The sequence below is a fragment of the Streptomyces sp. NPDC001668 genome, assembly GCF_042893155.1.
Classification (GTDB): domain Bacteria; phylum Actinomycetota; class Actinomycetes; order Streptomycetales; family Streptomycetaceae; genus Streptomyces.
On the sequence record NZ_JBIAUQ010000003.1, the window covers coordinates 751,669 to 771,022 of the forward strand.

15 protein-coding genes and 1 pseudogene are annotated in these 19,354 nt (G+C 70.0%); 10 read left to right on the plus strand and 6 right to left on the minus strand.

What is annotated here, in order from left to right:
• Nucleotides 1–7 precede the first annotated feature (7 nt).
• From ACFYZ8_RS13135 to ACFYZ8_RS13145, 3 genes are read left to right on the plus strand one after another with little or no spacing between them, the layout of a single operon-like run.
• Entirely contained in the window at nt 8–1,183 is a 1,176-nt protein-coding gene (locus ACFYZ8_RS13135) for a toxic anion resistance protein (RefSeq protein WP_388534969.1), read from the plus strand.
• Nucleotides 1,180–2,736, plus strand: coding sequence for a substrate-binding domain-containing protein (locus ACFYZ8_RS13140; protein WP_388534971.1), 1,557 nt, complete (start codon nt 1,180–1,182; stop codon nt 2,734–2,736). The genes ACFYZ8_RS13135 and ACFYZ8_RS13140 overlap by 4 nt, the downstream gene beginning before the upstream one ends.
• Nucleotides 2,723–3,334, plus strand: coding sequence for a hypothetical protein (locus tag ACFYZ8_RS13145; protein ID WP_388534974.1), 612 nt, complete (start codon nt 2,723–2,725; stop codon nt 3,332–3,334). Before ACFYZ8_RS13140 ends, ACFYZ8_RS13145 begins: the two co-directional genes overlap by 14 nt.
• 277 nt (nt 3,335–3,611) lie before the next feature.
• On the opposite strand, the gene ACFYZ8_RS13150 is transcribed toward ACFYZ8_RS13145, so the two are convergent.
• On the minus strand, nt 3,612–5,435 hold the full coding sequence (locus ACFYZ8_RS13150; RefSeq protein WP_359030077.1) for a phosphoenolpyruvate carboxykinase (GTP): 1,824 nt from the start codon (nt 5,433–5,435) through the stop codon (nt 3,612–3,614).
• 338 nt (nt 5,436–5,773) lie between these two features.
• Here ACFYZ8_RS13150 and ACFYZ8_RS13155 point away from each other — a divergent pair, with 338 nt between their 5' ends.
• From ACFYZ8_RS13155 to ACFYZ8_RS13170, 4 genes and pseudogenes are all read left to right on the plus strand, one after another.
• Nucleotides 5,774–6,487 (plus strand): hemolysin III family protein, encoded by a 714-nt coding sequence (locus ACFYZ8_RS13155; protein WP_388534976.1) that lies wholly within the window; start codon nt 5,774–5,776, stop codon nt 6,485–6,487.
• Nucleotides 6,488–6,700: 213 nt separating this feature from the next.
• Nucleotides 6,701–7,034 (plus strand): annotated as a pseudogene (locus ACFYZ8_RS13160) (MFS transporter); the annotation flags it as partial.
• A gap of 11 nt (nt 7,035–7,045) precedes the next feature.
• On the plus strand, nt 7,046–7,672 hold the full coding sequence (locus ACFYZ8_RS13165) for a TetR/AcrR family transcriptional regulator (protein ID WP_388534979.1): 627 nt from the start codon (nt 7,046–7,048) through the stop codon (nt 7,670–7,672).
• Between the two features lie 33 nt (nt 7,673–7,705).
• Nucleotides 7,706–8,479 carry a Mut7-C RNAse domain-containing protein gene (locus ACFYZ8_RS13170; protein WP_388534982.1) on the plus strand — a complete coding sequence of 258 codons (774 nt, stop codon included), beginning with the start codon at nt 7,706–7,708 and terminating at the stop codon, nt 8,477–8,479.
• Here the strand turns inward: ACFYZ8_RS13170 and ACFYZ8_RS13175 are convergent.
• On the minus strand, nt 8,436–10,466 hold the full coding sequence (locus ACFYZ8_RS13175) for a thioredoxin domain-containing protein (RefSeq protein ID WP_388534984.1): 2,031 nt from the start codon (nt 10,464–10,466) through the stop codon (nt 8,436–8,438). The genes ACFYZ8_RS13170 and ACFYZ8_RS13175 overlap by 44 nt on opposite strands.
• A gap of 154 nt (nt 10,467–10,620) precedes the next feature.
• Between ACFYZ8_RS13175 and ACFYZ8_RS13180 the strand changes: the two genes are divergently transcribed.
• Complete coding sequence (locus ACFYZ8_RS13180; RefSeq protein ID WP_388534986.1) at nt 10,621–13,824, plus strand: tetratricopeptide repeat protein; 3,204 nt, start codon at nt 10,621–10,623, stop codon at nt 13,822–13,824.
• A 190-nt stretch (nt 13,825–14,014) separates the two neighbouring features.
• Here the strand turns inward: ACFYZ8_RS13180 and ACFYZ8_RS13185 are convergent, their stop codons facing one another.
• Both ACFYZ8_RS13185 and mca read right to left on the minus strand, forming a co-directional pair.
• Nucleotides 14,015–14,281, minus strand: coding sequence for a hypothetical protein (locus ACFYZ8_RS13185; protein WP_359030071.1), 267 nt, complete (start codon nt 14,279–14,281; stop codon nt 14,015–14,017).
• A complete protein-coding gene (gene mca, locus ACFYZ8_RS13190) occupies nt 14,274–15,134 on the minus strand; it encodes a mycothiol conjugate amidase Mca (RefSeq protein WP_359030322.1) in 861 nt (286 codons plus the stop codon). The genes ACFYZ8_RS13185 and mca overlap by 8 nt, the downstream gene beginning before the upstream one ends.
• 137 nt (nt 15,135–15,271) lie before the next feature.
• Between mca and ACFYZ8_RS13195 the strand changes: the two genes are divergently transcribed.
• Both ACFYZ8_RS13195 and greA read left to right on the plus strand, forming a co-directional pair.
• Nucleotides 15,272–15,670: a DUF4307 domain-containing protein gene (locus ACFYZ8_RS13195; protein ID WP_359030070.1), complete on the plus strand. Its 399-nt coding sequence runs from the start codon at nt 15,272–15,274 to the stop codon at nt 15,668–15,670.
• Nucleotides 15,671–15,838: 168 nt separating this feature from the next.
• Entirely contained in the window at nt 15,839–16,339 is a 501-nt protein-coding gene (gene greA, locus ACFYZ8_RS13200) for a transcription elongation factor GreA (protein ID WP_125192933.1), read from the plus strand.
• A gap of 59 nt (nt 16,340–16,398) precedes the next feature.
• On the opposite strand, the gene ACFYZ8_RS13205 is transcribed toward greA, so the two are convergent.
• Nucleotides 16,399–16,962 carry a hypothetical protein gene (locus ACFYZ8_RS13205; protein WP_388534988.1) on the minus strand — a complete coding sequence of 188 codons (564 nt, stop codon included), beginning with the start codon at nt 16,960–16,962 and terminating at the stop codon, nt 16,399–16,401.
• Nucleotides 16,893–18,905, minus strand: coding sequence for a recombinase family protein (locus ACFYZ8_RS13210; RefSeq protein ID WP_388534991.1), 2,013 nt, complete (start codon nt 18,903–18,905; stop codon nt 16,893–16,895). The genes ACFYZ8_RS13205 and ACFYZ8_RS13210 overlap by 70 nt, the downstream gene beginning before the upstream one ends.
• Nucleotides 18,906–19,354 lie beyond the last annotated feature (449 nt).

Here is a 19,354-nt window from a genome sequence, read left to right on the forward strand (position 1 = left end):
ACCAGCCATGACATCCATGAACAACGACGACACCTTCCTGCTCACCCCGCCCGAGCCGGTGGCAGCCGTGCCGCGCGAGAAGGCCGGCGGCCTCGTCCCGGTCGACGACTCGGTGCGTACGGACATGGCCCGCAAGGCCTCCGCGTACGTCGAGGGGCTCGCGGCGCTCGACGCCCGCTCGCCCGAGTTCGCCGGCAAGGTCGGTGAGATCACCGGGCTCGGGGCGGGCGAGCTGCGCAGCGCCGCCGCGCAGTCCAACCGGATGCTGGAGCGGACCGTGCGCAGCCTGCCGGACAAGGGCGGGGACGCCCAGTCCCAGGTGGCGGGCTCGCTCGTCGAACTGCGGCGCGTGGTCGAGGACTTGGACCCCCGGGACCTGCCCGCCTCCAAGGGCCGCAAGTTCCTGTCCCGGCTCCCCGGCGGCAACAAGCTGCGCGACCATGTCGCCAAGTACGCCTCCGCGCAGGGCACGTTGAACAGGATCGTCGGCTCGCTGCGGGGCGGACAGGACGAACTCCGGCGCGACAACGCGGCGTTGCAGACCGAGCGGGTCCGGCTGTGGGAGACCATGGGCAAGCTCCAGGAGTACGTCGTGCTGACGGAGGCCCTGGACACGGCCGTCGAGCAGCACATCGGCGCCGTGGCAGACCCCGAGGCGGCCGACTCGCTCCGCGCCGACGTGCTCTTCCCGGTCCGGCAGAAGCACCAGGATCTGCTCACCCAGCTCGCCGTGTGCGCGCAGGGCTACCTCGCGATGGACGTCGTACGCCGCAACAACGAGGAGCTGATCAAGGGCGTCGACCGGGCGGCCACGACCACCGTGTCGGCCCTGCGCATCTCCGTGATGCTGGCCTCCGCGCTCGACAACCAGAAGAAGGTCGTCGAGCAGGTCAACGCCCTGCGCGGGACCACCGAGGAGCTGATCCGGGGCAACGCCGAGATGCTCTCTACGCAGAGCGGGGAGATCCAGCGCATCGCCGCCGACCCGGCGGTCGGCGCCGAGACCCTGCGCAACGCCTTCCAGCAGATCTACCGCACGCTGGACGCGATCGACACGTACAAGGTCCAGGCGACCGAGGCGATGGCGGCGACCGTGGAGTCCCTGACCACCGAACTCCAGCAGGCCGGCGGGTACTTGGAGCGCAGCCGTTCCCAGGGCGCCCTGGAAGGGGGCCTGGGATGAGACGACACGCACTCGCCCTCTGCCTCGCGGCCCTCGGCCTGCTCACCGCCTGTACAACGCAGAAGAGCCCGGAGATCGACGTCTCGACGTTCGGCGTTCCCGGGCCCGCCGAGCCGGGCACGCTCCGCGTCCTGTCCTCCAGTGAGCTGAGCGACATGACCCCGGTCCTCGACCAGGTCGAGAAGGACACCGGCATCAAGGTCAAGCTGAACCCCATCGGCACCCTGGACGCCGTGGACATGCTGGCCAAGGGGACGACCGACGGGCAGTACGACGCCCTGTGGCTGTCCTCGAACGACTACCTCCGGCTGCGCCCCGACGCGGCGAGGAAGGTCGTCTCCGAGACACCGGTCATGTCGAGCCCGGTCGCGATCGGGGTGAAGGCCGCGAAGGTCGAGGCACTCGGCTGGAAGCCCGCGGACGTCACCTGGGCGCAGGTCGAACAGGCCGTCCAGGACGGCAGGCTGACGTACGGCATGACCGACCCGGCGCGCTCCAACTCCGGCTTCTCCACGCTGGTCTCGGTGGCCTCCGCCCTCTCCGGCGCCCAGTCGGCGCTGACGGACGCGGATGTCACCAAGGCCACCCCTCGCCTGAAGGAGTTCTTCAAGGGCCAGAAGCTGACCTCGGGTTCCTCGGGCTGGCTGGCCGGCGCCTACGACCGGCGCGGCGACATCGACGCCCTGCTCAACTACGAGTCCGTCCTCAAGGGCATCCCGGGCCTGACCGTGATCCGCCCCCGCGACGGCGTGATCACCGCCGACTACCCGGTCACCTCGCTCAGGTCCACGAGCGCGCGGACCCGCGAGGACGTCCGCCGGGTGACGGAGGACCTGCGCACCGAGAGGATCCAGCGGCTGATCACCGAGCGCACCCACCGCCGCCCGGTCGTCGCCTCGGTCCCGCCGTCGAGCGGCCTGGACACCACCCGCCGTCGTGAACTCCCCTTCCCGGGCACCCGTTCCGTCGCCGACGGCCTGCTCGACTCCTACGAGAACGAGCTGCGCCGCCCGTCGCGGACCGTGTACGTCCTGGACACCTCGGGCTCGATGGAGGGCGACCGCCTGGACCGCCTCAAGACGGCCCTCACCGACCTCACCGGCGACTTCCGCGAACGCGAGGAGGTCACGCTGATGCCGTTCGGTTCGCGGGTGAAGAGCGTACGGACGCATGTGGTCGAGCCCTCGGACCCGCGGGCCGGGCTGGCCGCGATCCGCGAGGACACCTCGGCGCTCGCCGCCGACGGCGACACCGCGATCTACACCTCGCTGGAGAAGGCGTACGACCATCTCGGCGCCGGACGCGACACGTTCACCTCGATCGTGCTGATGACCGACGGTGAGAACACGGCCGGGGCGAAGGCGAAGGACTTCGACGCCTTCTACGCCCGGCTCGGCCAGGAGGCCCGGGACATCCCGGTCTTCCCCGTCCTCTTCGGCGACTCGGACCGTTCCGAACTCGCCCACATCGCCGACCTGACCGGCGGCCGCCTCTTCGACGCCCGGCAGGGCTCCCTGGACGGCGCCTTCGAGGAGATCCGTGGCTATCAGTAGGTACCTGGAGTCCCGCAAGAACATCGCGGGCAGCGCGTGCGGGCTGGTCGGTGTGGTGCTGACCTTCACGGGGGTGGCGGGACCGTACTGGCCGGTGGTGGTGGCCGGGCTGTACGGCGCGGGCGCGCTGATCGCCCCGCCGGAACGCCCCGCGCCGCCCGACTTCCCGGACCCCTCGGCCCAACTCGACGAGCTGCGGGGCGATTTCGAGAAGTTGCGGGTGTATCTGGCGGACATCGAACTGTCGGTCACGGCGGCCGCCCGGCTGCGCGAACTCAGCGAGCTGCTGGGCGCGTTGCTCGACCAGGGCTGGAGCAAGGAGCTGCTGGCGCACGACCCGGAGGGTGTGCACTCGCTGTCCCGGATCGTACGGCGTGACCTGCCCGAGGCCGTCGACAGCTTCGTACGGACCCGGTGGTGGACACGGATGACCCCGGGCACGGAGTCCCCCGAACTCCATCTGGAACAGCAGCTGACCCTCATGAAGCAGGACGCCGAGCACCTGGCAGCCGGCCTGCGGGACACGGAGGCCCGCCGCCAGGAGACCCACACCCGCTACCTGGAGGGCCGGGGCGGGCACGGCGGGGTGAACGTGTGACGGAGGGCCGGGGCGGTGACGTTGCCCGGCCATCGGTGAGGGCACTGCCGCCACTGCTGAAGCAGCGTCCGGGGCGCCGGCGCCGGCCATCGCCTGTCAGCGTGCCTGTCACGCATGTGCGCCCGAGCCGGGAATCCGCCGGCGGGGCAGGTGGGCAGCACCGCCCCGCACGCCGTTGTGCGGGGCCGTTCGTGACGGGTGCCGCCGCCCGCGGCCGGCCCGTGACGATCACGGGTCAGGGCTCCCATCGGGGCCGGCCGCGGGGGTTCTCGGGGGATCAGCCCAGGCGCTGCACCAGTGCCCGGTACTCGTCCCACAGTTCCTTCGGCGTGTGGTCACCGAAGGTGTTGAGGTGCTCGGGGATCAGGGACGCCTCCTCCCGCCACACCTCCTTGTCGACCGTGAGCAGGAACTCCAGGTCCGACTCGGCCAGTTCGAGGCCGTCGGTGTCGAGCGCCGCGGGCGTCGGCAGGACGCCGATCGGCGTCTCGACGCCCTCCGCCTTGCCCTCGAGCCGCTCCACGATCCACTTCAGGACCCGGCTGTTCTCGCCGAACCCGGGCCACACGAACGTGCCCTCGTCGTTCTTGCGGAACCAGTTGACGTAGTAGATCTTCGGCAGCTTCGCCTGGTCCTTGTCCTTGGCCACGTCGACCCAGTGCCCCATGTAGTCGCCCATGTTGTAGCCGCAGAACGGCAGCATGGCGAAGGGGTCGCGGCGCAGCTCGCCGACCTTGCCCTCGGCGGCGGCGGTCTTCTCGGAGGCCACGTTGGCGCCGAGGAAGACGCCGTGGTTCCAGTCGAAGGACTCGGTCACCAGGGGTACGGCGCTGGCACGGCGTCCGCCGAAGAGGATCGCCGAGATCGGCACGCCCTTGGGGTCCTCCCACTCGGGCGCGATGATCGGGCACTGCGCGGCCGGGGTGGTGAAGCGGGCGTTGGGGTGGGCGGCGGGCGTCCCGGACTCCGGCGTCCAGTCGTTGCCCTTCCAGTCGGTGAGGTGGGCCGGAGTCTCCTCCGTCATGCCCTCCCACCAGATGTCGTTGTCGTCGGTCAACGCCACGTTGGTGAAGACGGAGTTGCCCCACAGCGTCTTCATCGCGTTGGCGTTGGTGTGCTCACCGGTGCCGGGCGCGACGCCGAAGAAGCCGGCCTCGGGGTTGATGGCGTAGAGGCGGCCGTCCTCGCCGAACCGCATCCAGGCGATGTCGTCGCCGATGGTCTCGACGGTCCAGCCGGAGATCGTGGGCTCCAGCATGGCGAGGTTGGTCTTGCCGCAGGCGGACGGGAACGCGGCGGCGACGTACTTGGACTCGCCCTGCGGCGGGGTGAGCTTGAGGATGAGCATGTGCTCGGCGAGCCAGCCCTCGTCGCGGGCCATGACCGACGCGATGCGCAGGGCGTAGCACTTCTTGCCGAGCAGGGCGTTGCCGCCGTAGCCCGAGCCGTAGGACCAGATCTCGCGGGCTTCCGGGAAGTGCGAGATGTACTTGGTGGAGTTGCACGGCCAGGGAACGTCCTCCTGGCCCTCCTCCAGCGGCGCCCCGAGGGTGTGCACGGCCTTCACGAAGAAGCCGTCGTCGCCGAGCTCGTCGAGGACGGGCTGTCCCATGCGGGTCATCGTGCGCATGGAGACCGCGACGTAGGCGGAGTCGGTGATCTCGACGCCGATCGCGGAGAGGTCCGAGCCGAGCGGGCCCATGCAGAAGGGGACGACGTACATCGTCCGGCCCTTCATCGAGCCGCGGAAGACGCCCTTCTCCCCGGCGAAGATCTCCCGCATCTCGCCGGGAGCCTTCCAGTGGTTGGTCGGCCCCGCGTCCTCCTCCTTCTCCGAGCAGATGAAGGTGCGGTCCTCGACGCGCGCGACGTCGGTCGGGTCGGAGGCCGCGTAGTAGGAGTTGGGGCGTTTGATCGGGTCGAGCTTCTTGAAGGTGCCCTTCGCGACGAGCTCCTCGCACAGGCGCTCGTACTCCGCTTCGGATCCGTCACACCAGACCACGCTGTCCGGCTGGGTCAGTTCGGCGATCTCGTTCACCCACGAGATCAGTTCCTTGTGCTGGGTGGGGATGACGGGGGGAGCCGCGATGTCGCGCGCCACGATTGCTCCTAGATGAGGGATTTTTTGTTTGGAGGCCCCGTGGGGGCTGCGACCCGGATGCTTCTCGCGCCCTTTGGTGGTGACCTTGGCGCTCATCCGGTGCCGACCGCACTCATCTGATCATCCGAGGGAAGCGCCCATCTGTCCAGAGGGCATCACAGGTGAGCGGAGTGAGGATCGCCACGCTTTCCCGGTGCACAGCGCGTTTATTTGCGTGCACTTAGCGTTCAGCCGACCGTTTCTTTACTGGTCAACTCCCGTGAGATGATGGCCACTCTCGGCCGTTCCGCGCGCTCTACTCACGCGTAACTTACGGTCCCGTAGGTACGATGCCGGGCATGACGCCGCCCGCCCACGACGCCGATGCGCCCTCCCTGGCGCACCAGATCAAGCAGCACGCCCATGACCTGGCCGAACCCATCAAGCCGAAGCTGCGCGGCTGGCTGCACCTCGGCATGTTCCCGGCCGCCCTGGTCGCCGGGCTGGTGCTCACCGCCCTCGCGGACTCCACCAGAGGCCGGATCGCCTGCGGGATCTTCGCCCTGACCGCCTGCCTGCTGTTCGGCGTCAGCGCGCTGTACCACCGGGGGACCTGGAGCCCCCGCATGGACGGCGTCCTGCGGCGACTGGATCACGCCAACATCTTCCTGATCATCGCGGGCACCTACACGCCGCTGACCATGCTGCTCCTGCCGGGCAGCAAGGGACGGTGGCTGCTGTGGGGCATCTGGGGCGCCGCGGTCGCCGGCATCCTCTTCCGGGTCTTCTGGGTCGGCGCCCCGCGCTGGCTCTACACCCCCTGCTACATCGCGATGGGCTGGGCCGCCGTCTTCTTCCTGCCCGACTTCATGCGCGCGGGCGGCGTCGCGGTCCTGGTCCTGGTCGTCATCGGCGGCCTGCTCTACAGCGCGGGCGGAGTGATCTACGGCATCAAGCGGCCGAACCCGTCACCGCGCTGGTTCGGCTTCCACGAGGTGTTCCACTCCCTCACCGTGGCGGCCTTCGTCGTCCACTACATCGGCATCTCGCTGGTGGCGTACCAGCACGCGTAGACCGGCTCCACCCCTTCGAGGGCCACGGCTTCCGAGCTGTGGCCCTCTTTGCATGCTCCCATCGATCGACAGTCCCTAGCTTTTGAGAGTCCGCCCTCGTCGCGGGCACGCTGACGCTCGGCTTCGACCTGACGATCCTCAACGTGGCGCTGCCGACCACGGCCGCCCAGGCGTTTAGCACGGGGGGAGGATGGCGGACGCCTACGTCGTCGTCTTCGCGGCCCTGATGCTCCCTTGCCCCGCGACCGCGCCGGCAGCGGGTCCGGGCTCCTGATGACCATGCGCCAGGTCGGCGGCGCCATCGGGATCCCTCCTCGGCAGCCTGCTCGTCGGCACCTTCCGGGACCGCCTCGACGTCACCGGGCTGCCCGCCGGGGCCGCCGACACCGCCGGCGAGTCCGTGGTCGCCGCGCACATGGTCGCCAGGTGTGCGGAATCGCGGCCCTAGTCGCCGCGTTGCCCGGCGGCCGCGTTCCTGCCGGGCACACCCCGTCCGGCCGAGGCCTCCACGGACCCGGACGTGGCTGCCGAGGAGGCCCTTGCCTGAGAATGGCACCCATGACGCCCGTACACTCCTCTCCCCCCGCTGACGTCCCCCAGCTGGGACTTCGCGAGCGGAAGAAGATCAAGACCCGGACGGCGATCCGCGACGCGACGTACGCGCTGATCGAGGAACAGGGCTACGAGGCCACCACGGTCGAGCAGATCGCCGAGCGCGCCGAGGTGTCGCCGTCCACGGTCTTCCGCTACTTCCCCTCGAAGGAGGACATCGTCCTCACCGACGAGTACGACAACGTCATGCGGGACGAGCTGCGCGCCCGGCCCGCGGACGAACCGTGGATGGAGTCCGTGCGGCACATCCTGCACCGCGCCCTCGACGTCTCCGACGTGGACCACGAGGTCACCCGGGTGCGCGCCCACCTGATGATCCAGGTGCCCGCCGTGCGCGCCCGCGTGATGGAGAGCATGTCCGTCACCGGCCGGCTGCTCGCCGAGGCGATCGCGGAACGCACCGGCCGGGACGCGGACGACCTGGAGGTACGGGTCCAGACGATGTCCCTGATCGGCGGTCTCACCGAGGTCTACCAGTACTGGGCGGAGAACGGCATGCACGAGGACCTGCACAGCCTCACCGACCGCGCCCTGAAGGTCCTGGAACACGGGCTGCCCCCGAAAAAGCGCTGAGCCCACCGCCCGTCCGGATGCCATCCTGACCCGGTGAGCACACCCGAGATCCACGTCGAATTCGCCCCCGAGCTGGCCCTGTTCATCGCCCCCGGCCGCCGCGGCGGCACCACCCCCCTCACCACCGACGGCACCTCCTCCCTCGGCCACGTCGTGGAATCCCTCGGCGTCCCGCTCACCGAGGTAGGAGTACTGCGCGTCGACGGCCGCGAGGTCCCGAGGTCGTACGTCCCCGCCGCGGGCGACACCGTGGCCGTCCTCCCGGTCACCCGCCCCCAACAGGTCCCCGGCGCCCCGCTCCGCTTCCTCCTCGACGTCCACCTCGGCACCCTCGCCCGCCGTCTGCGCCTGCTCGGCGTGGACACCGCGTACGAGTCCACGGACATCGGCGACCCCGCACTCGCCACCCGCTCGGCCACCGAGAAACGGGTCCTGCTCAGCCGCGACCGGGGCCTGCTGCACCGCAGGGAGCTCTGGGCGGGCGCCTTCGTCTACAGCACCCGCCCCGAGGACCAGCTCCGCGACGTCCTCGACCGCTTCCGCCCCGCCCTCAGCCCCTGGACCCGCTGCACGGCCTGCAACGGCCTCCTGCGCGAGGCCACCAAGGAGCAGGTCGCGGACCGGCTGGAGGGCGGGACGGAGCGGTCGTACGACGTCTTCGCGCAGTGCGAGGAGTGCGGCCGCGCCTACTGGAAGGGCGCCCACCACGAACAACTGGAGGCCATCGTGGCGAACGCCCTGGCGGAAGCCGACCGCCGGGACGCTAACCGCCCAGCGCCACCCGCAACGCCTCCGCGTCCGTCGTAGGCGCGTCACAGGTGAAGTGCCGGCAGACGTACGCGGTGGGTGCGCCGTCGACGAGGATCCGGTCGGCGAGCAGCGGGAGTTCCTCGCTGTCCGGAGTCCCCACCGCGACCACCGCACCGGGGGCTGTCCCCAGAAGTGCCGTACGGTGCAGGGCCCTTGTCGCCTCATCGGTCAGCGAAGGACCGACCACCGCGACCTCCCTCGGACCGTCCAGCCGCGCCTCCGCGACCGCGAGCCCCCACCCGACGAACCGAGGCACCCGGGGCCCCAGCGCCTTGACCACCCCCAGCGCCTTCTCCGCGGCGGCCCGATGCGGCTCGGCGCCCGTCTGAGCGGCGTAGGAGAGCAGCGCCCCGGCCGCGGCGGTCCACCCGGAGGGCACCGCGTTGTCGGTGGGATCCTGCGGCCGCCGGATCAACTGCTCCGCGTCGGCGGCGGTGTCGAACAGCGCCCCCTCGGGCCCGGTGAACCGGGTCAGCACATGGTCGAGCAGGAACCCGGCGAAGTCGAGCCAGACCCCCTCCCCGGTCACGGACGTGAGCGCGAGGAAGCCCTCGGCGACATCGGCGTAGTCCTCCAGCACACCGGCGTTCGCCCCGACCTGACCGTCCTTGCTGGTACGGGACAGCCGGGCCTGCTCGTCCAGATGCACCCGTACGAGAAGATCGGCGGCCCCGAGAGCGGCCTCGACCAGGTCGGGACGGTCGAAGTAGGCCCCGGTCTCGGCCAGCGCGGCGATCGCGAGCCCGTTCCACGCGGCGACGACCTTGTCGTCCCGGCCGGGGGCGGGCCGCAGCGCACGTGCCTCAAGGAGCCGCCGCCTGATCGACTCGACCCGCTCCGCGTCGAACACGGTGTCCTGCTGCGGAAGTTGCAGCACGGACTGCCCTTCCTCGAAAGTGCCCTCCTCGGTCACCCCGAAGTACTGGGCGGCGAGCTCGGCATCCTGCTCCCCGAGCACCTCCCGCAACTGCGCCGGCGTCCACACGTAGTACGCGCCCTCGACGTGCTTCCCGGTCCCGTCATCACTGTCGGCGTCGAGCGCGGACGCGAACCCGCCCTCGTCAGTGCGCAGTTCACGCACCATGAAGTCGGCGGTGTCGAGAGCGACCCGCCGGGCCAGGTCGGAGCCGGTGGCGCGCCAGAGGTGGGCGTAGACGCGGCACAGCAGCGCGTTGTCATAGAGCATCTTCTCGAAGTGCGGCACGATCCAGTCGCGGTCCACGGAGTAGCGGGCGAAACCGCCGCCGAGCTGGTCGTGGATGCCCCCGCGGGCCATCCGCTCGCAGGTGTCCTGGGCCATCTGAAGAGCACCCTCGGCACCGGTGCGGGCGTGGTGCCGCAGCAGGAACTCCACCACCATGGACGGCGGGAACTTCGGCGCCCCGCCGAACCCGCCGCGCTGCGCGTCGTACTCCCGCGTCAGCCCGAGCAGGGCCGCGGCGAGCTGCTCCTCGCCGGGGGCCTGCGAGTCGCCGTAGGAGATCTCCCGCCCGGCGAGGTCCCGCACGATCTTCCCGGCGACCTCGGCGACCTCGTCCCGCCGGTCGGTCCAGGCGGCCCGGACGCCCTCCAGGACCTGCCGGAAGGAGGGCATGCCCTGGCGTGGGGCGGGCGGGAAGTAGGTGCCGAAGTAGAAGGGCTCCGCCTCGGGGGTGAGGAACACCGTCATGGGCCAGCCGCCCTGCCCGGTGGCGGCCTGCACGGCCTCCATGTAGACGGCGTCGACGTCGGGGCGTTCCTCGCGGTCGACCTTGATGTTGACGAAGTGCTCGTTGAGGAAGTCGGCGGTCGCCTGGTCCTCGAAGGACTCGTGGGCCATCACATGGCACCAGTGGCAGCTCGAATACCCGACGCTCAGCAGAACGGGTTTGTTCGCCTTCCGTGCCTCCTCGAAGGCCTCGGCCGACCAGGGCCACCAGTCGACCGGGTTGTCCGCGTGCTGGAGGAGGTAGGGGGACGTCTCGTGGGCCAGTCGGTTCGGCATGGGGTCCATCCTGCCGCAGTACCCCTCGGGTCAGGCGTCAGGCGTGCCCCGCGGGGGGCCGGCGAGCTTCCCGACACCCCCGCCCTCTCGCCCCGGTGCCCCGTGCACAGCACACTTGACCGGGAAAGCCGTTGCCGCCGGAGGGGGAAGTGACATGCGGGACAGTCATCGGGCGGAAGCCGAGCGGCTGTTGGGGCGGGCCGTGGAGGAGGAGGTGCGGCGGTCGGGCGGGCGGGTCGACGGGGCCGTACTGCTCGCGCGGGCCCGTGGCTCGCTGGACGCGATGGCGCTGACGGCCGCCGAGGAGTACGAGGCGTACACGCGCGCGCTGGACGAGGCACAGGCCGGTCAGCTCACGTTCGGGCAGCGGTACGCGAAGGAGGCGTCCGGAACTCCCCTGCTGGTGGCGGGAGTCGCCGCGCTGGCCGCTGCCGTCGCCGACCTGGCGCTCGGCACCGACGCGGGCACCGCGCTGGGCGCGGGTGTGGTCGTGGGGGTCGTGGGCGCGGCGGCGACCGTCGTGAAGGTGGCCGGCTCGCATCTGCCGGCCGCGCACCACCGGGCGGGCGCCCTCGGTCAGCCCGGCGGCCCGGAGCAGCTGCGGCTGCAGTGGCTGACAGCCCTGGAGGTACGGGGCATCCGGCCCTTCCTCGACCAGCAGCGGGTACTGAGCGCGTCGACCGGGCCGAAGAAGGCCGGCCCGCGACTGCGCGGCACGGACAAGAGCGCGGCGGCCCGCGGGCGCAGCGTGCTGGAGCAGTCGTTCGGTCAACTGCCGGAGCCCATAGCCGAGTTCGCGGACCGCCGGGCGGAGATGGGCCGCATCCGGCAGTGGGTGCAGGCCTCCCGGGCGACGACCGAGACCCGTCCCACGGTGGTCGTGCTGCACGGGCCGCCCGGCAGCGGCCGTACCGCACTCGCCGTGCGCGCGGCGCACGACCTCAAGGACCACTTCCGCGGCGCCTGCGTGGTGGACCTGCGCGGCGACAACCCGGAGGAGTCCCCGCTCTCCACCCGGGACGCCCTGCTGCATCTGCTGAACCGGCTCGGCGCGCCGCGCGAGCAGCTGCTGTTCCGTGAGCGTTCCTCGCCGGACCAGCAGGTCAAGCGGTTGAGCGAGCTGTACCACCAGCATCTGAGCGGACTGCCGGTGACGATCGTGCTGGACGACGCCTCGGACCCCGAGCAGGTCCGCACCCTCGTCCCGGAGCGTTCCGACAGCCTGGTCCTGGTCACCGCGCGCAAACCCCTGGCCCTGCCGTCCGACCTCGCCGCCCACGTGCACGAACTCCCGGTCGAGTCCCTGGACGCGGCGGGCGCCGAGGAGCTCCTGGACGCGGCCGCACAGTCCGCCACCGGCCCCTACGACGCCCAGTCCGCCGACCGGATCAGGGAGCTGTGCGGCGGCCTGCCCCTGGCCCTGCGCATCGCGGGCTCCTCCCTCGGCCCCCGCTCCCCGCGCCAACTGGCCACGGATCTCGGCGCGTACGGCCCGGTCGGCCCCGTCGAGCGCGTCCTGTGGCTGCGCTACACCGACCAGTCGGAACCGGCCCGCCGGCTCCTGCGCCGGCTCGCCCTGGCCGGCCGGTCCTCGCTGGGCGCCGCCGCGGCCGCCGCCCTGCTGGCCACCGACGAGACGGAGGCGACCCGGCACCTGGTGGCGCTGGCCCGCGCGGGCCTGATCGACCACGTACGGGGCAGCCGTTACCGCGTCCACGACGTGGTCCGCGCCTTCGCCCAGGCCAGACTCCTGGACGAGGAGGAACCGGCCGAGCGCACGGCCGCGCAGGAACGTCTCATCGTCAACTACGCCGACCTCGCCGACTCCGTGCTGCGCCTGATCGACGGCAACACGTCGACCCGCTCGGACCACTTCAGTCCGCACGGTTTCACCTCCCTCGACGAGGCGCTGCGCTGGCTGGACGACGAGTCCAGCTTCATCACGGCGGCGCTGCGGCACGCGGAGGGCGTCGACCAGGGAGCGGTCCTCAACCTCCTGGGCGCGCTGTGCGACTACTGCCTGCTGCGCGGCGACCTCTACCGCCTGGGCGAGATCAGCGAGCTGGCGCAGGCGGTGGACCAGGGACTGCTGGTGCGCTCGGTGCAGTGGCGCACCGGTATCGCCGCCCGCCAGCTGGGCGAGCTGGACAAGGCCCGCGCCACGCTGACCTCGGTGGTCGACCTCTATATGGAGGCCCAGCACGACGCGGGTGCCGCCCGCGCCCTGTGCTCCCTGGGCATCACCCTCCACCACCAGGGCCAGCTGGCGGCGGCTGCCGCGAAACTCCAGGAGGCCCTGGCCCTCCAGTCCCCTCCCGAACTGGCCACCGACCGGGCCTGGACCATGCACGCCCTGGCGGCCGTCGAACGCGATCGCGGGCGCATCGCGGAGTCCCTGGACCTCCTCACCCGCTCGCTGGTCCTGCACCGCGCCGGCGAGTCCGTGCACGGCGAGGCCTGGGCCCACTTCCAGCTCGGCCAGCTGACCCTGCGCATGGGCGACGTGCCGCGCGCGGAGTCGGAACTCGGAACGGCCCTCGACCTGTACGGCCGTACCCGCGACGCCCGCGGCGAGGCATGGGCGCTGACCCAGCTGGCGCGGGCCCGTCTGGTGGCCGGGGACCCGTCGGCGGCGGTGGACGGCCTGCGCCAGGCGGCCTCCCGCCACCGCGACAACGAGGACGCGCGCGGTGAGGCGTGGACGGTGTACTACCTCGGCCAGGCCCTGGAGGAGACCGGCAACCTGGACCTCGCGGTCCGCGAGCTGGAACGCTCCCGCACGATGTTCGCCCGTATGCGCGATGTCTACGGCCTGGCCTGCGCCCGCCACCACTCGGCGCGCGTCACCCGCGACCAGCGTGCCGCCCAGACCGGCTCGCTGCGGAACTCGGGCTTCGCCCGGCAGCTCCTGGTCGACGCCCGCGCCGACTTCCAGCGCATCGGCGTCGCCCACGGCGAGGCGTGGACCTGCCTGGAACTGGCGGTGGTCGACGCGGGCAACGGCCGTACGCCTCAGGCCCTCGCCCTGTGCGACGAGGCGGTGGCGCTGTTCGCCTCCTACGGCGACCGGCGCGGCGAGGACTGGGCCCGCTTCCTGCGCTGCACGCTGCTGCCGTACGCGGCACCGGGCGGCGTCGAGATCGGCGCGGCGGTGGCCCAGGAGGAACTGGCGGAACTGGCCCGCCGGGAGCACGAGGCGCGCGACGAGAAACTGGACGACTACGTGGGCGCGTACGGGCTGCTGCTGGAGCGGGGGGTGAACCTCGACACCGGCTGGCAGGCCTGGCGCCTGGGGATGGTCCCGAACCGGCATGCCCGTGAGGTGATGGGGGTGGGGGTGGCTTCGGCGCGGGGGTGAACGGCTCGGGGGTGAACGGCGCGGGGGTGAACGGCGCGGGAGCGCGGGGTCGCCCGGCCGAGGCGCGTCCCGTATGCGTATGCGGTTCGCGTCTTCGCGTGCGGACACGGCGTACCGGCTGCCGCCCCCCGGCCGGGCAGGGCGACATCGATGACGGGAAGGGCGCCCCTCCCGTCATCGACCGTGCGGCTCAGCCCTTGGCCGACGAGGTCTTCCCCGACGAGGCGTTGCCCGACGGGCTCCCGCCGGAGGCCTCCTCGGCATCCGCCGACTCCTTGAAGTCGACCTTGTTCATGTGCCTGCTCATGGACTTCATCAGGGCCCACACCGCCAGGGCCATCGCCGCGAAGACGATGAAACCGAGGACGCCGGGGGTGACCTTGTCCTCGTCAACGTCCTTGGCGAAGGTCACGAGGTGCGTCATTGCCAGGCTTGCGCTTGCGCTCATGTCAGGCATTGTCGCGGATGCCCGCAAAGAGGTCGTCCTCGGGGAGGGAGGTATCGACGAGGGACTTCGCGAGCTCGTACTCCTCCGTCGGCCAGACCTCCTTCTGGATCTCCAGCGGGACCTTGAACCAGCCGCCGTCCGGGTCGATCTGGGTGGCGTGCGCGATGAGGGCCTTGTCACGGATCTCGTAGAACTCCGCGCACGGGATGTGCGTGGTCAGGGTGCGGTCGCGCATCGGCGAGTCGTCCCAGCGCTTGAGCCAGTCCGCGTACGGCGACTCCAGGCCACGGTCCAGCAGGGCGTTGTGGAGGGCCTCCGTGCGGGGGCGGTTGAAGCCCTGGTTGTAGTAGAGCTTGAGCGGCTGGTACGCCGGGCCGAACTCCGACTCGGGGAACTTCTCGGTGTCCGCCGCGCCCTCGAACGCCACCATCGAGATCTTGTGGGTCATGATGTGGTCGGGGTGCGGGTAGCCGCCGTTCTCGTCGTAGGTGGTGATCACCTGGGGACGGAAGGCGCGGATCTGCTTCACCAGCTCGCCGGCCGCCTTGTCGACGTCCTCCAGGGCGAAGCAGCCCTCGGGCAGCGGCGGCAGCGGGTCGCCCTCGGGCAGGCCGGAGTCGACGAAGCCGAGCCACTCCTGCTTGACGCCGAGGATCTCGCGGGCCTCGTCCATCTCCTTCTTGCGTACCTCGTGGATGTGCTCCTCGATGTACTTGTCGCCCTGGAGCTTGGGATTGAGGATGGAGCCGCGCTCCCCGCCCGTGCAGGTCACGACCAGCACGTCCACCCCCTCGGACACGTACTTCGCCATGGTGGCCGCGCCCTTGCTCGACTCGTCGTCGGGGTGGGCGTGCACGGCCATCAGTCGCAGCTGGTCAGTCAAGACTCAATCCTCGTAAGTCGGCGCCCCCGGTGTCTTCGGGTGCGAACGGCGGCTTCTATAGTGACCGAACCGGGGGGCGATTAATTCCACTGCCTTGGTTTCCCAGGGAGACGATCATGAGTACGGCGAGCACACAGCTGCCCGAGGGCCGTTACGGCCGTTCCTCGGACGAGCGTGCCGACCGCAAGCTCAAGATCGCCGGTGCGATTCTCGGGGCTCTGCTGCTCGCGCTGATCGGTTACTTCGCCTACCACTACGTCGGCCAGAACAAGATCAGCGCCGAGGTGATCACCTTCGACGCGCAGAAGTCCGCGGTGCGGGTGCATCTGGAGGTCCGCAAGGACTCCGGCACCTCCGGCTACTGCACGGTCCGCTCCCAGGCGGCGGACGGCTCCGAGGTGGGCCGGGCCGACTTCCGCTTCGACCAGGCCGCCACCCGCATCGACAAGGTGGTCACGCTCCGTACGACCGCCCCGGGCACCACCGCGGAGCTGCTGGGCTGTCACGCCGACTGACGCCACCCTCGATACCTGACCGCTGACCTGCGTCGACGGATTTCTGATGGCTTATGTCCTCCCCCTTCGGCTCCTGAATTGTTAGGCTCGTGGTTTCGCCCATCCGTGAAGGAACATTCTTCTGGGTAGGGCGATGCTTTGTATTCCCAGTACCTACGAGGAGCACCTGTGACCCAGACCAGCGAAGACGTCACCTGGCTGACCCAGGAGGCGTACACCAAGCTCAAGGAAGAGCTGGCGTACCTGTCTGGTCCCGCGCGCGAGGAAGTCACCGCGAAGATCGCGGCAGCGCGCGAGGAGGGCGACCTGCGCGAGAACGGCGGGTACCACGCGGCCAAGGAAGAGCAGGGCAAGCAGGAGCTCCGCATCCGCCAGCTGACCCAGCTCCTGGAGAAGGCCAAGGTCGGCGAGGCTCCCGCGTCCGCGGACGGTGCGGTGGCGCCCGGCATGGTCGTGACGATCGCCTTCGACGGCGACGAGGACGACACCATGACCTTCCTGCTGGCCTCGCGGGAGTACGCGAGCGCGGACGTCGAGACCTACTCGCCGCAGTCCCCGCTGGGCTCCGGCGTGATCGGCCACAAGGTCGGCGAGGAGGCGGAGTACGAACTGCCGAACGGCAAGAAGGCCTCCGTCACCATCCTCAAGGCCGAGCCCTACAACGGCTGATCCGCCCTACCGTCTGCCCTTGACGGGCCCCCGGCACCCTGGCGGCGCCGGGGGCTCTGTCATGCCGTGGCCGAGCGGTACTTGCGCACCGCGAGCGTCCTGAATATGACGACGATCAGGACCGAGTAGATCAGCGAGGCCCAGACCGGGTGCTGCATGGGCCAGGCGTCCGAGGTGGAGACTCCCGGGTTGCCGAACAGCCGGCGGCAGGCCTGGACCGTGGCGCTGAACGGGTTCCAGTCGGCGACGTGCCGCAGCCACGGGGTCATGCGGCTGGAGTCCACGAACGCGGTCTGCTGCTCCTGCTCGGGTACGCCTTCACCTGGGTCGGCGCCCTGATCGGGCTGTCCGGGCGCACACCCGAGGCGGCCACCTCGGGAGGGCTGATCTGACTCTTCCCGGTGACGTTCATCTCGAACGCCGGTGAGGCCCGCTCCGCGGGCCATGGGCCGTGAGCGGAAGCGATCGATGAGCCCCTTGTGCATGTCGTCGGCGATCCCGGCACCGGCGCCCGCGGTGGCGAAGGTGAAGGTCTGCACGAAGATGCCGGCCATCAGGAACTCGCGGTAGACGGAGGAGTCCGTGGTGCCGAAACATGTTCGGCGGTCTTCGCCTGCTCGCACTTCAGGTCGCTGCTGCCCTGGCCTGCCCGCTCGACGCTGTAGTTCGGGTCCGCGTCGCCCGTCACCTCCATAGGCGGAAGCACGTAAACGGGCGGCGGCGCGACGCCCTCACAGGGCGCCAGGGCCTCTAGCGCCTGCTCGTACTCCCCGCTGCCCCACCAGTGCTGCGCACGTCGATACAGGGCCGCCCAACCACGTCCACCGATGCGCTCGGAGCGGTCGTAATCCTTCCAGTTCTTTCCGGTTCGGATCTTGTCGAGCATGGCCTCGAACCCGCCCCGGACGTCCTTCCACTGGCGGCTGGGCGAGACGATGCCGCCGATCTCCGACCACTGCTCGTCTGTGATCTCGAAGGGGATCGTCACGCCGGTCTCCCGGTGCCATTCGGCGATCGGGTCTGCCAGCCCCTTGTGGCGAGGCTCACCCTTGCCCGTGATCTGCACGCGCACGTCAAGCAGATCCAGCACGTCTTGTTTCTGCTCGAAGGTGAAGTCATCCAGAGGGGCGTCAATGTTCTTGATCTTGGTGAGCATGTGCTGAGCACGGCCCTCCTGTCCCTCAACCTCGCACAGCCACTCGGCGACGCGCTCACGCTCGGCAGCGAGGTCGGCTTCCTGCTGCTTCAGCTCTGCCTTCAACTCTTCGACAAGCTTGGCGTCGTCATCGTCGTCTCGGTCATCGATGGAGGCGAGGAGGAGGGCAAGCTTGCGCTTGCGGCTGCCGCGCTTCTTCTCGATCTGGTCGTCCAGCTCGGCCAGCCGTCGGCGGTAGGACTCAGCACGCTGGGGCACCGTGCCCAAGGAATCCTCGACCAGCCTGCGCAGCTTGCCCTTGTCGGACATCAGCTTCTTGACCTCAGCCCAGACCGCCGCGTCCACCTCATCACAGGGGACCTCCCAGCAGTCCGCGTGAGACTCAGGCACCTCTCCGTCCGTGCGGTTGGCCATGCATCGGTAGTAGCGGCCCGCCGTGTTGATCGAGCGGCCCTCAGTGACCATCGCGCCAGTGCGGTGCGCACCACAGACGCTGAAGAGACGGTTCGAGAGCAGGTACTTCCCGTGCTTGCCCTTGACGCGGGCACCGCGCGCGAGGGCGGCGCTCAGCGCCTCCGCTCGGTTGTCCGGCAGTGCCTTGGGGAGGCCAATGCGGAAAGTGGTGGTGATCTCCTCGCCGTCCTCGTTCTCCCCGGCGAAAACGAACTCAACGCAGCCCTTGAGAGCAGCCATGACGCGGCCTACGAGGTTTCCGCCCTCCCACTCCCTGCCCCGGCGCGTTCGGTAGCCAAGGGCATTGAGGTGGCGGGCGCCGTCCTCACGAGTCACAAGCTCGGAAGAGTCGATCATGAAGTCCGCGAACCTCTCGATCTGCTCCACCTCTGCGGGGTTGAGCGCAGGGTTCCCGTCCGCGTCGAGCATGTAGCCGAAGGGCGGCTCACCCAGGGGCCAGCCCCCAACCGCAGCCTTCTGCATCCGCCCACCCGACGTACGCTCCAGGATCAAGGCATGCTCCACCTCGGCCAGGTATGCGAGCAGGGAGAGCTGAATGCCGAACATGTCATCTTCGGAGTCGATTCGGCCGTCAGCAGTCGCCACGCGCACACCCTTGTCGGTCACGTCGTAGACCCAACGGTGGATGTTCTTCATGGTGCGCCCGATGCGGTCCAGCTTGCCGAAAACGATCAAGTCCAGACGGCCACCGAGAGCGTCAGCGGTGAGGCGGTCGAGGTCTTCGCGGTTGGCAATCTTGCCTGACACGCCCCCGTCCACGTAGACGTCAACGATGACGTGACGCACGTTGCGCAGGGCGTAGGCCAGCCAGGCCCGGCACTGCTCCTCCTGGACCTTCAGTCCGTAACCTTCGAGCTGCTGCGCCGTCGACACCCGCAGGTAGATGGCTACCCGAAGGATCCTCTGAACGGATTGCGCAAGGGTAGGCTTCGCCATAGTCAGTCCTCCACGACTGGCCAGCGACCCCAGCGGCAGGCCCTAATCTCCCGCCGGGGTCGCGTTGTTTTTGCACAGGGTAACTCGCGAGATTGCCTCACGATCTAGCATGAATCACTCAACTGCCTTGTAGTGATGGGTTGTTGGGAATCGGCCCTCTCAAGAGGGCCGCCAGACGGCCCCGTTGCGCTTCGGTCCACTCAACTGTTCCCTTTCGTTCTTCTTGGGGCGCTCCTTACCCGGCATATCTCCACCTCTCAGTGATCATGTCTCGTCTGATCTCGCGCAGGCTTGCCAGGTCTTCGGCAATACCGAGAGCGATGTCAGCCTCTACGGGGGTGTAGCCGGATCCGGCGTAGCGCCAGTGCGATTCCGTTACCGTGTCCGGGCCGTCCTCGGGTTTGGTGTCGCCCCGGCGATGGTCGGCTCGCTCCTCACGCAGGGCGCCG

Bases quoted from the DNA above. Each gene is read 5' to 3' on its own strand.
- ACFYZ8_RS13195 (WP_359030070.1), top strand. From the start codon at position 15,272: ATGAGTACGGCGAGCACACAGCTGCCCGAGGGCCGTTACGGCCGTTCC.
- mca (WP_359030322.1), bottom strand. From the start codon at position 15,134: ATGGCCGTGCACGCCCACCCCGACGACGAGTCGAGCAAGGGCGCGGCC.
- ACFYZ8_RS13155 (WP_388534976.1), top strand. From the start codon at position 5,774: ATGACGCCGCCCGCCCACGACGCCGATGCGCCCTCCCTGGCGCACCAG.
- ACFYZ8_RS13135 (WP_388534969.1), top strand. From the start codon at position 8: ATGACATCCATGAACAACGACGACACCTTCCTGCTCACCCCGCCCGAG.
- ACFYZ8_RS13140 (WP_388534971.1), top strand. From the start codon at position 1,180: ATGAGACGACACGCACTCGCCCTCTGCCTCGCGGCCCTCGGCCTGCTC.
- ACFYZ8_RS13175 (WP_388534984.1), bottom strand. From the start codon at position 10,466: ATGCCGAACCGACTGGCCCACGAGACGTCCCCCTACCTCCTCCAGCAC.
- ACFYZ8_RS13165 (WP_388534979.1), top strand. From the start codon at position 7,046: ATGACGCCCGTACACTCCTCTCCCCCCGCTGACGTCCCCCAGCTGGGA.
- ACFYZ8_RS13210 (WP_388534991.1), bottom strand. From the start codon at position 18,905: ATGGCGAAGCCTACCCTTGCGCAATCCGTTCAGAGGATCCTTCGGGTA.
- ACFYZ8_RS13180 (WP_388534986.1), top strand. From the start codon at position 10,621: ATGCGGGACAGTCATCGGGCGGAAGCCGAGCGGCTGTTGGGGCGGGCC.
- ACFYZ8_RS13185 (WP_359030071.1), bottom strand. From the start codon at position 14,281: ATGCCTGACATGAGCGCAAGCGCAAGCCTGGCAATGACGCACCTCGTG.